The sequence below is a fragment of the Gordoniibacillus kamchatkensis genome, assembly GCF_000829455.1.
GTDB lineage: Bacteria > Bacillota > Bacilli > Paenibacillales > NBRC-103111 > Gordoniibacillus > Gordoniibacillus kamchatkensis.
Genome location: NZ_JXAK01000026.1, coordinates 18,447 through 33,267, shown reverse-complemented (window position 1 = coordinate 33,267; position 14,821 = coordinate 18,447). Strand labels below are relative to the sequence as shown.

Genomic DNA, 14,821 nt, shown 5'->3' with positions numbered 1-14,821 from the left:
GGAGAGCGTACGATGCGAGCCGAATCGTTCATCGTCGATACCGACGTCCACAATGCCATTGGAAAGCTGAAAGATTTGCTGCCCTATTTGCCGAAAGTATGGCATCAGCAGTGGCTCGAAAGCGGGATCGGCGTGCACGGCCAGTACTATTCGCCGGTAGGCGTGCTGCGGCAAGACGCGGTTCCCGACGGCGGCGGCGTACCCGGAAGCGATCCCCGCTTTGTGCTGAAGCATTATATGGAACCGAACGGCATCGATTATGCGATATTGACCGGCGGCGGCGAGCAAGGCATCTCGCTCCACGCCGACCCGGACTACGCGAATGCGGTCGCGTCCGCCTTCAACGATTGGCTGGCCGACAATTGGCTCGGCGTCAGCCCGAAGTTCAAAGGCTCGATTCAGATCAACCATTCCGATCCGGCCGCGGCCGCCAAAGAGATCGACAGGATGGGACAGCATCCGGCCATGGTGCAGGTCGTCATGGGCAGCGGCGCGAGGATGCCGTACGGCAACCGCTTCTATCACCCGATCTACGAAGCGGCGGAGCGCAACGGGCTGCCGGTAGCGATCCATCCGGGCACCGAGGGGAAAGGGATCGCCGGCGCCCCTACGCCTTCCGGCTATCCGACCCGCTATATGGAGTGGCACAACATTTTGCCGGCGAATTTCATGACCCATATCAACAGCCTCGTTTGCGAAGGCGTGTTCGAGAAATATCCGAAGCTGAAGTTAGTCTCGATCGAAGGCGGCATTGCCTGGCTCCCCCATTTGATGTGGAGAATGGACAAAAACTATAAAGCGCTGCGCGATTCGACGCCGTGGCTGAAGAGGCTGCCGTCGGAATATATCGTAGATCATGTGCGGGTTACGACGCAGCCGATCGAGGAGCCGGCGAAGCCCGAGCATTTGCTGCAAATTTTTCAGATGATGCATGCCGATAAGATTGCCATGTTTTCGTCGGACTATCCGCACTGGGACTTCGACAATCCGAAAGTTGTGCTGAACGGCTTGCCCCGCGAATTGAAACGGCGCATTTTGGGGCTTAACGCGGCGGAGCTGTACGGCTTCCCGATGCTGGACGAGCAGAAGGAGGCGGAACTTGCATGAGGGTCAAAGTGGCCGAACCCGATGCCTTAAGCGAAGGCGGCAAGCTCATCGTCAAGGTGAAGGAGATGGAGATCGGCCTGTTTCGGGTAGGCGGCCGTTATTATGCGTGGCGCAACGTTTGCCCGCATGCGGCGGCGCCGGTGTGCCTCGGGGCTGTAAGAGGGACCAGGCTTCCGTCCGCCGTATACGATTATCAGTACGGCATGGACAACGAGGTGCTTCGCTGTCCGTGGCACGGCTGGGAATTCGACCTGAAAAGCGGCCGACATCTCGCTGCCGGCAGTCAGGCGAAGCTGCGCGGCTTTCCGGTGGAAGCCGACGATACCGGGGTGTACGTTGTAGTGGGCGACGGGAGTTGAAGCTTCGCCTCGGAAGAAAGCGCTGGCTCGCGGCCAGCGCTTTTTAATGCTTATTGGTCATTGTCCACGTTAGCGCTGACGTCTTGTACCCGATCCGGGACAATACGCGTAATCCCCGAGATAAAAACGGTTTCGTCCGAATGAACAGCCTTTAAATCTCTTATCAGGACGCAGCCGTCGCTATCGAAGCCTTCCCAGATGCCATGCCAATCCCCGTCGTCGAACTTGATCAGCACCGGAGTGCCCGCCTCCAGGCTGCGCAGCGCGGCAACCGGCGAAGTTTGAGCAGAATTGTCGTTCATATAATCACTCCTATGAAAAGAGGAAGACCGGGTCCCCCGTCTTCCTCTATCGTTCATTAGACGCTGACAGCGTTGATTCTGTGGATCGGTATTCTCGTAATACCGGGCAATACCCGTCCCGTAGTAAAGGAAGTAAGTCGTGTGAAGAGAGCGTTACCGCGCCCGTCAAAGCCTTGAAATCTTCCGCGCCACACACCGGCAACGCCGCCGCCATCGAATTGAATGGTGACCATCGTGCCAATCGAAACTCCATTCAGGAATATAAGAGGAGATCCGTCGAAACTCATACGATTCTCACCTCCTTGGTTTTGGTTAGTATAATCTATTCTATGAATCTCGTTTTCGTACAAGACAAACATAACTCTATCAAACGCGGAAATTTAGAAGATTAAGCGAGAGATTCCAGGCTGCCCGAGAAAGGCGAGCGGAGGACGGAAAAGCGGGGCGGAGAGCGGCAAGCTTTGCGCAGCAAAACTCGCTTCGTAAGCATCAGCCTTTGCACTCGTGTTCCCGCCAAGTTTTATAATTCGAGGGAACTCGAGTTTTAAGGAAGCCGGAGACCCACATTCATAGGTCCGCAGCGCAGCCATACTTTCTTGGACAGCCTGGAGATTTTCCGCAACTTCAATGTTGTGTAACGGCCATTTAGGTGTATAATGGGATTAGGAGCAACTATGTGAATAATTTCACTAAATCATTCGCAGCGTCGATGACGGTTCTCCTCTGCTGGCGATGCAGTTACTAATTTTGAGGATGGAGGAACGTACAATGGTAGAAGCAACTATTCCGAATGCAGCTGAGCAGTCCTCCGCTGAACAACGGGTCATTAAGCCGGACGTGCTGGATCAATTGTTGCAGCCGGAAGTGCAGGAAGCGTTGACGCAGCTCGTGGAGCAACTGCCGAAGCTTGCCGAAATGATGAGCCTGCTGACGAAGACTTATGACTTGGCGCAGCAAGTCGCCTCGGACCGCGTGCTCATCCAGGACATCGTGGGGGGCTTCAAGGAAGTGGTCAAGCCGCTGGAGGAAAAGGCAAAAGGCATCGCGTCCGCTGTCATCGAAGCGAATGACCGGGCCGAACAGAGCGAAGCGACGATCGGCCTGTTCGGGATGCTGAAGCTGCTCAAAGATCCGGAGCTGCAAAGAATGCTTCGTTTCGGCCAGGCGTATCTTGACATCGTGGCCGAAAGAAAGAAGCAGTAAGATTAAGCTTGGAGAGTGGAGGGACGAACGTGAGCAAACAAATTTTGATTTTAGGCGGCGGTTATGGCGGCTTGCTGAGCGCCATTTCGGCACGCGCGCATTTATCCGTTCAAGAAGCCAGCATTACTGTCATTAACCGGGTGGCATCGCATCAAATCGTCACGGAGCTGCATCGTCTCGCTGCCGGGAACGTGTCCGAGCAAGCCGTGGCTTTGCCGCTCGACAAATTGCTGAAAGGCCAGAACATCAACGTAAAAGTCGGCTCCGTTCAAAACATCGACGTGGCCGGACGCAAAGTGTCGCTGGAGTCGGGCGAATCGTATACGTACGACGCTCTCGTCCTTGCTCTGGGCAGCGAAACGAATTTCTTCGGCATTCCGGGGCTGCAGGAGAACAGCCTGACGCTCAAATCGGTGGCGGATGCGAAAAAGATTTATGCCCATGTCGTCGAACGTATTCGCGAATACAGCAACACGAAAAATAAAGCCGACGCCACGTTCGTTATCGGCGGCGGCGGTTTGACCGGCGTGGAGCTCGTGGGCGAGCTTGCCGACGAGCTGCCGGGCATTTGCCGCACCTACGGCGTCGATTTTGCCGACGTCTCGCTTTATTTGGTTGAAGCGATGCCGACCATTTTGCCGATTTTCTCCACGGACTTGATCGAGCGTGCGACGGCGAGCCTGGAAAAGCGCGGGGTCCGGTTCTTGACCGGGTTGCCGATTACCGAGGTGAACGGCTCGACCGTAACTCTGAAAGACGGCACGACTATAAATACGAATACTTTGGTATGGACAGGCGGCGTCCAGGGCAGCTCGCTTGTAGCGAACTCCGGCGTCGAAGTGAACCGCGGCCGTGCCACCGTCAACTCGTATTTACAATCCGTTTCTCATCCCGACGTCTTTCTCGCAGGAGATTGTGCGGTCGTATTTGGACCGGAAGGCAGACCTTATCCTCCGACGGCGCAGCTCGCTTGGCAGATGGGCGAAACCAGCGGTGCCAACATTGCCGCCTATTTCCGTGGCACTCGCATGGAACAGTTCGAGCCGGTGTTCTCCGGAACGCTTGCCAGCCTTGGCCGCAAAGACGGCATCGGCTCTGTGGGCGAAAGCGGCATCGAATTGAAAGGCTTGCCGGCCTCCCTTATGAAAAAAGCGAGCAACGCCCGTTACCTTTCGCACATCAAAGGCTTGTTTGCCCTCGCCTATTAAACATCAGGAGTGTACGGCGCTGGTCCCGGCTATGCGGGATTGGCGCTGTTTTGCATAGGAAGCGATTGCAAAAGCCGGTACCACAAAAGGAGAGATGCCATTGTGAATATCGTGATTGCTCCGGATTCGTTTAAAGGGAGTTTGACGGCAAAGGAAGTCGGCTTGGCGGTCGCTGCAGGAGTTAAGCGGGCGCTGCCCGAGAGCGTTGCCACCGTCATTCCGATGGCGGACGGCGGGGAAGGCACGATGCAGTGCCTGATTGATGCGACGGGGGGCCGATTCGTCGAAGCCGTCGTCAAAAACCCTCTCGGCCGGGATATCAAGTCCGGGTTCGGCATTCTCGGGGACGGCAGCACATGCGTTATCGAAGTGGCGATGTCGTCGGGCTTGTACTTAATTGACAAGCAGGAGCGCAATCCGCTCTTGACCTCTACATACGGCTTCGGCCAGCTCATTGCGGCGGCTCTGGATCAAGGGTGCCGCAAGTTTATTCTCGGTTTGGGCGGCAGCGCGACGAACGACGGCGGCGCCGGCATGCTGCAGGCGCTCGGCGCCGATCTGCTGGACGAGGAAGGGAACCCGCTCGGCTTCGGCGGGGGACAGCTCGGCAGGCTCGCCCATATCCGCACATCCGGGCTGGATTCGCGGCTTGTGGAAAGCAGCTTTGTCGTCGCGTGCGATGTGGACAATCCGTTCGTCGGCCCGAGCGGCGCTTCGGAAGTGTTTGGTCCGCAAAAGGGTGCCAGTCCGGACATGGTGCGGGAGCTGGACGAAGGGCTGCGGCGTTTTGCCGATGTGATCGAACAGACACGCGGGATCTCGATCCACAATATGCCGGGCACCGGCGCCGCGGGCGGGTTGTCGGGCGGAATCGTGGCGTTTATGAACGGCAAGCTGGAATCGGGAGTATCGATCGTCATCCGGGAGACGGGACTGGAAGCGGCCATAGCGAAAGCCGACCTGGTCATTACCGGCGAGGGCCAGGTCGATTTCCAGACGGCGAGGGGCAAAACGCCGTGCGGAGTCGCTCATGTCGCCAGAAGCTACAATGTCCCTGTCGTCATTCTCGCCGGCTCTGTCGGCAAAGGAATTGAAAGCTTGTACGAGCACGGAGTGTCCGCCGTTCTCAGCATCGTCAACAGGCCGATGACGCTCGACGAAGCGATGGCGCAAGCGGGGCCGCTGCTGGAGCAAGCAGCCGAACAGGCGATTCGCATTTACCGAATAAAGCTATAAACGAATAGCTGCAAAAAGAAGCCGAAGGGGGCTCCATGCACCCTTCGGCTTCTTTTTCATGCGCCGTTTATCACTTTAGCAGCGAGGCGGCGTAGCCGCGGCCGTACAGCAAATCGTACTGCACCAGTTCGTAATCGTGGAGCAGCTGTTTTTGTTCGTCATTGAGGCTCAGTGACGCTACGTTATTGGCATCCACGTACAAGTTCGGACCAATGCCGGGGAGCTGCTTCCGCACGTTGTCCAGAAGCTGGTAATAAGGCGGCAGCTGCTGGCCGGTCAACTCGAACACGAGCGGGCCGAAGAAAGAGGGCGCGATCGTGCCGAGATTTTTGTCCTGGAGCGGGTAATTAGCCGCTATGAGCAGAGGCGTCTCGTGCAGAAACTGCTGTTTTTGCTCCGGCGTCGCGGCGCTCAAATGGTCGGCATACGTTTGATCCTGCAAGGCGGGGAGATGATCTCCGAAAACGACGACAATGGTCGGCCTTTTCAGCTGCTGGATCGAGTCCACCAAATATTGCACGGCTTTATCCGTCTCCTTGACGCTTTGCGCATAGCTCTCCATTTCCGTTTGGCCGCTGCCGGACAGCCCGGACACTTGAATCGTATTGGGGCCGTTCATTCCTTCCGCGATCGGCAAATGATTTTGCATCGTGACCAAGTGGACGAAATGGGGCTGATCGCCCGAATTCAGCACGTCGACGACTTGCTTCACGGCGGACATGTCGGAAATGTAACCGTTAGGGCTCAGTTTGTCCTTATATTTGATATCGTCCTGGCTGATGAACTGATCGAAGCCGAGCACGGGATAGACGCGATTGCGGTTGTAAAACGTTTTGTCGAACGGGTGCACGGCTGTCGTTTCGTACCCGCGCGATTTGAGCATACTAACCAGCGACGGGAACGAGTTCTTTTTGGCCAGTATTTGCTGGTAAGGGACGGCGCCCTCGTTCATGAACGACATGTTCAGGCCGGTCAGCGCTTCGAATTCAACATTCGACGTGCCTCCGCCGAACGTCGGCGACAAGCTGTAGCCGGTTGCATACGTATTCTGGTATTCGTGAAAATTCGCCATCGGATCTTCGCTAAACGTTATGCCGGTCAGACGGGTCGGGTCAAACAGCGATTCGTCCATCACGTAAACGATGTTCGGCTGCTCCTGCGTCCCACTGGCTGTCGCAGACGCATTTGTAGTTTGCCCGTATTTTTGCACAATTTGCGCCATCGCCGCTTCCGAATAATCGGCAGGCTGATTTTGCATCTTCGCTCCGAGATTGTCCAGGAAAGCGAGCATAAAGCCGTTTTCCAAATAGTTTTGCTGCTGATTCCAATGGTAGTCGGCCGCGCCGAGTTTCTCCAAAGGCTTGGCAAAAGCGGAGTTTTGCAAATGGGTGCAGGCGAACACGACCAGCACCGCGATCGTCAGAAACGCCGCGCGCAGCGGGAGCTTGAGCCGCTTCCGCGGGATGCGGAACGTCGCGGCGAGCGCGATGACGACGAGCAGAGCGGCGGCGATAAGAAGGCCCGGAGAAACCATATTGCGGACGATTTGAAGCATCTCTTTCATATTTTTCAATTGGTTCAAGTCCCACGGATAAATAGGCTCTCCGAGAATTCGCAGCTTATGGTATTGGCCGAAATCGAGCGCTCCGATAAGCGCCGTAAACACGATGATGGCGAAATAATAATTGTTCACGAGCGCCCCGAAGCCAAGCAAAATGCAAAACAAAATGCCGGCCGAGAGGGCATAGAGGTCTTTGTGCGCGTTCACCCAGTACAATAAGCTGATCCCGTAAGGCTTTAATGAAACATACTGAATGGATAAGGCTAACAAATTGGCGGTTAAGGCGGTCCATAACAGAGGGCCTAAAGCCCCGAGTTTTTTCACGAACCTTCCTCCTTTCTGAATTGCTCGCAAGCGAATGAAACAAGTGTAACGGCTTAACCTTAATCGCACATGAATGTTTCCTGAGCGTTGTCTGAAAGTCCGTATCCGTGTTTGTTGCTGTGGCCCTTAGTATTCCACGGAAAAGGGTCCATTATCATACTGTCTTCGCAGGGAGGTTTTTTCGATACGCAAATCCAGCTTTTGGAACAAAAGGTTCTTCCACGAAGTTCCAACAACTGTTAATATATTTTCGAAAGCGCATACAAGTTGCCGAGAGGAAGAGATGCTGTGCCTCATGTTCAATAGGATGATTTCGATCCGCTCGTTGCTATTATCCGTTTTTTTGCTGCTCATGATCTTTCCGTTGACTGTGGCCGTTATTACTTACAAGAAGGAAAATGAAATATCGCAAAAACAGGTCAGCCAATATTTGCTGCAAACCGTCGAACAGACACAAAGGGCTTTGGATGCCAATCTGGCCGAGATCGACCGCCTGACCTGGCCTTTGCTCTATCAGCAATCGCTCGATTTTTTGGACAGTCCGCTTGAATCCGCGTATCAGCTGTTTCAAGCGAACCAGAAGTTCCGGGATATGATGTACATGTACTTGTTTCGCGGCCGGCTCGACCACATCCGCGACATCTATTTAATTACCGCGAATCAGCAAGTGCTTTCGACCAACAAGCTCTTTTATTCGTTTGACCAAATCGAGTCCGGCCATTTTCGCTACATTGTGGATCAGCTGGAGAACCAGCCGCTAAAGATGAACTGGTTCAGCGACAAATGGGCGATCTTTCGTTCGCAGGAAGGGTTTCAGACCCCGATCCGGGAGTCGGTTACGGCCGTTCGCAAGCTGAATGACAGCAATACCTCGCAGCTCAGAGCATATTTGTTCGTGCAGCTCAATGACCGGTTTATTAGCGAAATCGTCGGCAACGTGCACATCGGTTCGACCGGCTCTTTCATGATTTCGGATGCGGGCGGCGACGTCATTTACCAACAGGATTCCGCCCTGTTTGAAAATCCCGCCATGAAGGAGACGATCCGCAAGCTGCACAAGCAAGGCCAAGGCATTCAGGTGGTGGATTCCAAGTGGCTGCTTGCTTACAATACGTCCTCGACAAGCGGCTGGCAAATGTCGGCCGTTGTCCCTTTGCGCGAACTGGTCGTCCCCAATCAGCGGATTTTGCAGTATTTGATCATTATCGCCGGACTCGGCACCCTGATCTTTGTCATTGTCTCCGTCCTGCTAGCCATGGCGATTTCCAGGCCGGTGATCCATTTGGCACGGTTGATGTCGACGACTTCGATCGATAATTTGCATATGCGGGAAAACGTCGGCTCCATCCGGGAAATCAGCATTTTGCAGAGGAACTTCAACCGTTTGCGCGAGCGCATTCAACAGCTTTTGCGCGATAACGAAGTGCAGCAAAAAGAAAAACGGGATGCACTGCTGCAGGCGATGCAAATGCAAATTCAGCCCCACTTCTTGTACAACACGCTGGATACGATTTATTGGATGTCCAAAGAATACGAGGCCGATTCGATCAGCAAGCTGGTCACGGCGCTGGGGCGTTTTTTCCGGTTCACGCTCCATTCCGGCCAAGAATGGACGAGCATGAAGAAGGAACTCGATCATGTGGAAAATTATTTGCAGATCCAGTCGTTCCGCTACAAGGACAAGCTGGAGTACGACATTCAAATGGACCCTTCTCTGAAAAATGCGTTGGTAATGCCGCTCATTTTGCAGCCGCTGGTGGAAAATGCGTTGGAGCACGGCATCGCCAAAATGTCCAAAGGCGGCAAAGTATCCGTTAATGTAACCAAAGAGGGAGACCGGGTCGTCTTATCCGTCTTCAATACGGGAAACGGTATCGATATCGAAAAAGCAAAGAAGCTTTTGCAGAGCCCAGATTCCAGCGAGCATTTGGGGATGCGGAACGTGGACCAACGAATCAAGATGGCGTTTGGCCCCGAATACGGCATCCGCTTTTCTCCGTCCCAGAGGGAAGGGGCGCTTGTGCTCGTCTATATTCCGTTTCGAACGGAGGTCGCAGGATGAACCGCTTCAAACTGAACACGCTCATGGCGGCGGCTTTTTCCCTCCTGGTCCTGTGGGCTGTGACAGGCTTCGTGCTGCTAAGCCGGGATATGATCGACGCTTCGACTGCGCCTAAGGCCGAAGCTGTCGTCAAAGTGCTGATCCGCACGGGAACGGAGTCTGCCGCTCTGCGGCAAATTGCCCAGCCTTTCGAGCAGGAGACGGGCATCAAGGTCCAATTTATTGAAGTAGGCCGAGACAGCTATTTTACCGCCGTCGGCACCCAGCTTTTTGCCGGCTCGAATACGTTCGATGTCGTTTTGATGCCAAGCACGTCGATCGCTCAGTTCGCATCTTCCAAAGCCATTTTGCCGCTTGATCGTTACATTGCCATGAGCGGCTCGGCTTCCGGGGAACCGGTTGACATTGACGATTTTCTATCCGTATACCGGTACAACGGGAGCATCTATGCGCTGCCGACCGATATCAGCACTCATTTTCTGTATTACCGCAGCGATTTAATTCCGAAACCGCCGGAAACGTGGGACGAGCTGTATGAGATCGCAAAAACATTTACCGCGGGCATTCATCGGAATTCGCCCACCCGCTGGGGGCTCGTCATGCCTGCCGTCGTGCCGGAGGAGCGCGAAAAAATTTTCGATTCGATTCTATGGTCGTTCGGCGGCAACATTATAGGGGACGACGGCCAGGTGCTGTTTGATTCGAAGGAATCGATTCAAAGCGGCGAATATTTGGAAAAATTGATGCGGGAGAGCGTTGTTCCCGGCGATTTGATGTCATGGGACTTTGCAAGAACCCGCGATGCGCTGATCAACGGCGATGTGGCGATGGCCGCTCCTTATTGGAATTCCGCCTATCCGATGATTGCGCAAAGCAGCTCGCCGCACAAAGACCATATCCGGATTGCGCTCATTCCCGGCGTTCGCGATGAAACCGGGCAGGTGCGCCGCATCCCGTTTCAACATGGCTGGACGCTATCCATTAATGCAAGCTCCACGAATCAGCTGGGTGCCTGGAAATTTGTCGAGTTCGCCACCGGCAAACAAGGCGGAATGATTTATGCCAGAAACGGCGGTATTCCCGCGAGACGTTCCATCTTGAGCGCTCCTGAGTTTCGCGAGAGCAGGCCGGATTTTGCCTTGATTCTGAAAAGCTTGACCATCGCGAGGAGCGAGCCGTCGCTTATTTATTATCCGGCGATGGCAGAAGTACAGGAGAATGCGCTGGCCAAAATTTTAACGTTGTTTGCCAGCCCTTCGGACGCTTTTCAAGATGCCGCAGCGGAATTGCGCAACCTGTCGGCGCATATTTCTGTGAAAGTACCGGAAAGGATGGGGAACAATCCATGAACGCATCGATTTGCCGGGCCATTATTATTGACGACGAAGCCTGGATTCGCGACGGTTTGAGCAAACATATCGGCTGGGACCGTCTCGGCATTCAATTGGTCCAAGTATTTGAAGACGGGGTCGAGGCGATCGATTATATAAGGGAAAATCCTGTGGACATTTTGTTGTCGGACATTCGTATGCCGAACATGACGGGGTTGGAGCTTGTGGCGACCATTAAAGAGCTGGCGAAAGAGCACAAGCCGCTGTCGCGCATCAAAGCCATTTTTTTGAGCGGATTCGGAGATTTCAAGTATGCGCAGGAGGCGCTGCGGCTCGGGGCGGTCGACTATTTGCTGAAGCCGTCGGATGTGGAGGAGATCGAAGCAGCGCTCGCGAAAGCAAAGGCGTTCGGGGAAGACGGGGCAGCTTCCTCGCAGGAAGAGGCAAGCGCGGACAAAATCGAGAACCGGCCTCCTATTTGATCAAAAAGGCTCTGAGCGTCATGAGTTCAAAATTTGCCGATGAACTTCATCTTTCCGAACTTGCCGAGGAATTATGCGTGACGCCGAATTATTTAAGCCGGCTGTTCCGGCAGGAGACGGGGAGATCGTTCAGCGATTACTTGTCCGATATGCGGATGGAGAAAGCGATGGAGCTGTTGAAATCGAGTACGTTGAAGATTTATCAGATCGGCGACGCGGTTGGCTATCCGAATCCCCGTTACTTTAGCGAATGGTTTCACAAGCAGACGGGAATGTCGCCGGGGGGACTATCGCAAACACCACGCCATTTGACGGATGGAAAGCGCAGGATGGTTAAAAAAGTGGAAGAAAAGATAGATTTGCCTCGTTAACCCGGATTTTCCTTTCGCTTACAATTGGTATTGAAAGCGATTCCAAAGCTCGAACAAGCGAAAGGGGAAGCAAAGTGAAACGTAAATTCGGTGTCATCATTTCGGCTTTAACCGTTACCAGCTTGATGCTGTCGGCATGCGGAGGGCAGGCGCCGGCACAGGCTCCGAGCGAGAACAAGACGCCGACCGCTCCGGCGGCAACCGAGAACAAGCCGGCTCCGGCGCCCGCAGCCAAACCGGCGGCAAGCGGCGGCAAAGTGGAAATTTTCAGCTGGTGGACAGGTGCCGGCGAAGAAGCGGGCTTGCAAGGCCTCATCAAACTGTTCAAAGAAAAACATCCCGACATCGAAGTCATCAACGCAGCGGTAGCAGGCGGAGCGGGCACTAACGCGAAAGCGGTACTCGCGAGCCGGATGCAGGGCGGAGATCCGCCATCCGCGTTCCAAGTACACGGCGGCGCCGAGCTGAATACGGGCTGGGTGGCTGCCGGCAAAGTGAGCCCGCTCAACGATTTGTACGATCAGCAGGGCTGGAAAAGCAAATTCCCGAAAGATTTGCTTGATCTGGTCAGCAAGGACGGCAATATTTACTCCGTTCCGGTCAACATTCATCGCGGCAACGTGATTTTCTACAACAAGAAAATATTCGATAATAACGGTGTGAAAGCGCCTGCGACGTTCGATGAATTTTTTGCGGCGGCAGACGCATTGAAGGCTAAAGGGGTAACGCCACTGGCGCTTGGGGATAAGGAGCCTTGGGCAGCGACGATGCTGTTTGAAAACATCCTGCTCGGCAAGCTGGGGCCAGACGACTATAACAAGCTGTGGACCGGCAATCTGGCGTTCGATGACGCCAAGGTTAAAGACGCTTTGGAAACGTTCAAGAAAACGCTGGCTTACGTCAATAAAGATCATGCCGCCCGCAACTGGCAAGATGCCGCACAGCTTGTCGCCAAAGGCGAAGCGGCGATGAACGTGATGGGGGACTGGGCGAAAGGGTACTTCACGACCGATCTGAAGCTGAAGCCGAACGAAGATTTCGGCTGGGTAACGACACCGAATACGGGCGGAGACTTCATGGTCATTACCGACACGTTCGCACTGCCCAAAGATTCCAAGGACCAGGCGAGCGCCAAAGAATGGCTGAAAGTTCTCGGCTCCGTCGAAGGGCAAGACGTGTTTAATCCGTTAAAGGGCTCGATTCCGGCCCGTATCGATGCCGACGTTTCCAAATACGACGTTTACGGCAAAGCGACAATCGAAGACTTCAAGAAAAGCAAGCTGACTCCAAGCTTGGCGCACGGTTCAGCCGCCATCGAAGGCTTCGCGACGCAAGCCAACCAAATCATCAATATTTTTGTCACGCAAGGCAACGTCGATCAAGCGTTGAAATCGCTCAAGCAAGCTGCAGAAGCGAACGGCATTAAAAAATAAGCGATAGGGTCAGATGGCGGACTCGGCATCTGACCCTATTTTCAGGGGTGTGGGTCATACATGAACGCATCACGCAGCGTCCGGAAATCGGAAAGATGGATTCCCGTCCTGATGCTGATTCCGTCTTTGGTGTTGATCGGCATTTTTGTTTACGGCTTTATCGCCTGGACCGGATTCGTATCGTTCACCGCCTGGAAGTCGATGGTGAAAAACATGAAACTCGTCGGCTTCAGCAACTATGCGCTGCTGTTTCAGGATTTTCGGTTCCAGTCCGACATGCGCAACACGCTGATGTTTACGATCATGTTTATCGCCGTAACGATGGTCATCGGCCTATTTTTGGCGCTTATGGTGGATCGCAAAGTGCGGGGGGAAACGTTTTTCCGCAATGTGTTTATTTTCCCGATGGCGCTATCGTTTATCGTCACGGGTGTCATCTGGCAGTGGATCTTAAATCCGACGACAGGTGTTAACCTTATTTTGAAGGCGCTCGGCATCGCCGATGTTCCCCAGTGGTATACAAGCACGAATATTATCCCCCGCATCCAATTAGGACAAATTGAGTTTGGCCTGCCGGTCGCCATCATAGCCGTCGCTATCGCCGCGGTCTGGCAAATGTCCGGTTTCGCCATGGCTATGTATTTGGCCGGCCTTCGCGGCATCTCCGACGATTTGCGGGAGGCGGCCAAAGTCGACGGAGCGGGCGAGTGGAAATTGATCCGCAAAGTGATCATTCCGCAGCTGAGGCCGATTTCCATGAGCTTGATTATTATTTTGGCCCATATTTCGCTCAAAATTTTCGACTTGATCTACGCGATGACCGGGCCAGGCGCCATGTTTGTGACGGATGTTCCGGGGGTGTATATGTTCGAGACGACGTTCCGGGGCAACAACTATGCCCAAGGCGCGAGCATTTCCGTCATTATGCTGCTGATGGTGTCCTTGTTTATCGTTCCTTACTTGGTCTCAAGCATGCGAAAGGAGAAGATGTGACATGACCTTGCGGCGCTTCAATCGTGCGCTTCTCTACGTCATTTTAGCCGTTCTGGCCATCGTCTATCTGATCCCCGTCTACGTGCTGCTCGTTACCAGCGTGAAAGACTTGAGCGAAGTCACTCTAGACAAAATGTGGGCTTTGCCCAGCCATCTCGACTGGTACGGATATAAAGAAGCGTTTCGCAAGCTTATCCCCAATTTGACGAACAGCTTCCTGCTGGCCGTGCCGGCCACACTGCTTTCGGCGCTGCTCGGGTCGATGAACGGGTATATTTTATCGAAATGGCCGTTCAGGGGCTCCCGCGTTTTGTTTACGTGCATGCTCTTTGGCATGTTCATTCCGTACCAAAGCATTCTCATTCCGCTCATCCAATTTTTGCAGTCGATCCGTTTGTACAACTCGATTCCCGGCCTGATTCTGGTGCATGTCGCTTACGGGCTTCCGATTTGCACGCTCATGTTCCGCAATTTTTACGTAGGAGTGCCACCGGAAGTGCTGGAAGCGGCCAAGATTGACGGCAGCGGCTTTTTCGGCATTTATCGTCATGTGATTGTGCCTTTGTCGGTGACGGGATTCGTCGTCGTCGCCATATGGCAGTTCACCAGCGTCTGGAACGAATTTTTGTTCGCCGTCACGCTTACGACGCAGAAGCAGCAGCCGATCATGGTCGCTTTGCAAAATTTGTCCGGCAGCCAAATCGTGCAATGGAACGTGCAGATGGCGGGAGCGCTGCTCGCAGCGCTGCCGACGCTCTTGATCTACGTTTCGCTCAGCCGCTTTTTCATCCGCGGGCTTCTGGCCGGCTCCATCAAAGGTTGATATACGTTAGCCGCAGGCCGCAAGGC

The 14,821-nt window shown here is 54.2% G+C and carries 15 protein-coding genes; 12 read left to right on the top strand and 3 right to left on the bottom strand.

The genetic code is table 11. The annotated features are described in order from the left end of the window. The first annotated feature begins 12 nt into the window (after nucleotides 1–12). Together SD70_RS15620 and SD70_RS15615 are read left to right on the top strand one after the other, a co-directional pair. Entirely contained in the window at nucleotides 13–1,107 is a 1,095-nt protein-coding gene (locus tag SD70_RS15620; protein ID WP_041048472.1) for an amidohydrolase family protein, read from the top strand. Beyond that, entirely contained in the window at nucleotides 1,104–1,466 is a 363-nt protein-coding gene (locus SD70_RS15615) for a Rieske (2Fe-2S) protein (protein ID WP_041048471.1), read from the top strand. The genes SD70_RS15620 and SD70_RS15615 overlap by 4 nt, the downstream gene beginning before the upstream one ends. Before the next feature lie 50 nt (nucleotides 1,467–1,516). On the opposite strand, the gene SD70_RS15610 is transcribed toward SD70_RS15615, so the two are convergent. After that, on the bottom strand, nucleotides 1,517–1,768 hold the full coding sequence (locus SD70_RS15610; protein WP_041048470.1) for a hypothetical protein: 252 nt from the start codon (nucleotides 1,766–1,768) through the stop codon (nucleotides 1,517–1,519). Between the two features lie 56 nt (nucleotides 1,769–1,824). Beyond that, nucleotides 1,825–2,055: a hypothetical protein gene (locus SD70_RS15605; RefSeq protein ID WP_041048469.1), complete on the bottom strand. Its 231-nt coding sequence runs from the start codon at nucleotides 2,053–2,055 to the stop codon at nucleotides 1,825–1,827. A 466-nt stretch (nucleotides 2,056–2,521) separates the two neighbouring features. On the opposite strand from SD70_RS15605, the gene SD70_RS15600 reads away from it, so the two are divergent. The 3 genes from SD70_RS15600 to SD70_RS15590 all read left to right on the top strand — a co-directional run bounded on the left by SD70_RS15600 (nucleotide 2,522) and on the right by SD70_RS15590 (nucleotide 5,415). After that, a complete protein-coding gene (locus SD70_RS15600; protein ID WP_156158042.1) occupies nucleotides 2,522–2,971 on the top strand; it encodes a DUF1641 domain-containing protein in 450 nt (149 codons plus the stop codon). A 29-nt stretch (nucleotides 2,972–3,000) separates the two neighbouring features. Next, entirely contained in the window at nucleotides 3,001–4,179 is a 1,179-nt protein-coding gene (locus tag SD70_RS15595; RefSeq protein ID WP_041048467.1) for an NAD(P)/FAD-dependent oxidoreductase, read from the top strand. A gap of 102 nt (nucleotides 4,180–4,281) precedes the next feature. Next, nucleotides 4,282–5,415, top strand: a complete 1,134-nt coding sequence (locus SD70_RS15590) for a glycerate kinase (protein ID WP_041048466.1) — start codon at nucleotides 4,282–4,284, stop codon at nucleotides 5,413–5,415. Between the two features lie 70 nt (nucleotides 5,416–5,485). Here SD70_RS15590 and SD70_RS15585 read toward each other — a convergent pair whose 3' ends face one another. Continuing rightward, nucleotides 5,486–7,300 (bottom strand): LTA synthase family protein, encoded by a 1,815-nt coding sequence (locus SD70_RS15585; protein ID WP_041048465.1) that lies wholly within the window; start codon nucleotides 7,298–7,300, stop codon nucleotides 5,486–5,488. A gap of 295 nt (nucleotides 7,301–7,595) precedes the next feature. On the opposite strand from SD70_RS15585, the gene SD70_RS15580 reads away from it, so the two are divergent. From SD70_RS15580 to SD70_RS15550, 7 genes are all read left to right on the top strand, one after another. Continuing rightward, nucleotides 7,596–9,362, top strand: a complete 1,767-nt coding sequence (locus tag SD70_RS15580) for a sensor histidine kinase (RefSeq protein WP_041048464.1) — start codon at nucleotides 7,596–7,598, stop codon at nucleotides 9,360–9,362. Continuing rightward, nucleotides 9,359–10,711 carry an ABC transporter substrate-binding protein gene (locus SD70_RS15575; protein ID WP_041048463.1) on the top strand — a complete coding sequence of 451 codons (1,353 nt, stop codon included), beginning with the start codon at nucleotides 9,359–9,361 and terminating at the stop codon, nucleotides 10,709–10,711. Before SD70_RS15580 ends, SD70_RS15575 begins: the two co-directional genes overlap by 4 nt. Further along, the gene (locus tag SD70_RS15570) at nucleotides 10,708–11,175 is read left to right on the top strand and encodes a response regulator (protein ID WP_041048462.1); all 468 of its coding nucleotides are present in this window, start codon (nucleotides 10,708–10,710) and stop codon (nucleotides 11,173–11,175) included. Before SD70_RS15575 ends, SD70_RS15570 begins: the two co-directional genes overlap by 4 nt. 20 nt (nucleotides 11,176–11,195) lie before the next feature. Further along, nucleotides 11,196–11,546: a helix-turn-helix transcriptional regulator gene (locus tag SD70_RS15565; protein WP_156158041.1), complete on the top strand. Its 351-nt coding sequence runs from the start codon at nucleotides 11,196–11,198 to the stop codon at nucleotides 11,544–11,546. A 74-nt stretch (nucleotides 11,547–11,620) separates the two neighbouring features. Further along, nucleotides 11,621–12,979 carry an ABC transporter substrate-binding protein gene (locus tag SD70_RS15560; protein ID WP_041048460.1) on the top strand — a complete coding sequence of 453 codons (1,359 nt, stop codon included), beginning with the start codon at nucleotides 11,621–11,623 and terminating at the stop codon, nucleotides 12,977–12,979. Nucleotides 12,980–13,039: 60 nt separating this feature from the next. Further along, a complete protein-coding gene (locus tag SD70_RS15555) occupies nucleotides 13,040–13,972 on the top strand; it encodes a carbohydrate ABC transporter permease (RefSeq protein WP_041048459.1) in 933 nt (310 codons plus the stop codon). Nucleotide 13,973: 1 nt separating this feature from the next. Beyond that, complete coding sequence (locus SD70_RS15550; RefSeq protein ID WP_041048458.1) at nucleotides 13,974–14,795, top strand: carbohydrate ABC transporter permease; 822 nt, start codon at nucleotides 13,974–13,976, stop codon at nucleotides 14,793–14,795. The last annotated feature ends 26 nt before the right edge of the window (nucleotides 14,796–14,821 follow it).

Bases quoted from the DNA above. Each gene is read 5' to 3' on its own strand.
- SD70_RS15620 (WP_041048472.1), top strand. From the start codon at position 13: ATGCGAGCCGAATCGTTCATCGTCGATACCGACGTCCACAATGCCATT.
- SD70_RS15615 (WP_041048471.1), top strand. From the start codon at position 1,104: ATGAGGGTCAAAGTGGCCGAACCCGATGCCTTAAGCGAAGGCGGCAAG.
- SD70_RS15610 (WP_041048470.1), bottom strand. From the start codon at position 1,768: ATGAACGACAATTCTGCTCAAACTTCGCCGGTTGCCGCGCTGCGCAGC.
- SD70_RS15605 (WP_041048469.1), bottom strand. From the start codon at position 2,055: ATGAGTTTCGACGGATCTCCTCTTATATTCCTGAATGGAGTTTCGATT.
- SD70_RS15600 (WP_156158042.1), top strand. From the start codon at position 2,522: ATGGAGGAACGTACAATGGTAGAAGCAACTATTCCGAATGCAGCTGAG.
- SD70_RS15580 (WP_041048464.1), top strand. From the start codon at position 7,596: ATGTTCAATAGGATGATTTCGATCCGCTCGTTGCTATTATCCGTTTTT.
- SD70_RS15575 (WP_041048463.1), top strand. From the start codon at position 9,359: ATGAACCGCTTCAAACTGAACACGCTCATGGCGGCGGCTTTTTCCCTC.
- SD70_RS15570 (WP_041048462.1), top strand. From the start codon at position 10,708: ATGAACGCATCGATTTGCCGGGCCATTATTATTGACGACGAAGCCTGG.
- SD70_RS15565 (WP_156158041.1), top strand. From the start codon at position 11,196: ATGAGTTCAAAATTTGCCGATGAACTTCATCTTTCCGAACTTGCCGAG.
- SD70_RS15555 (WP_041048459.1), top strand. From the start codon at position 13,040: ATGAACGCATCACGCAGCGTCCGGAAATCGGAAAGATGGATTCCCGTC.
- SD70_RS15550 (WP_041048458.1), top strand. From the start codon at position 13,974: ATGACCTTGCGGCGCTTCAATCGTGCGCTTCTCTACGTCATTTTAGCC.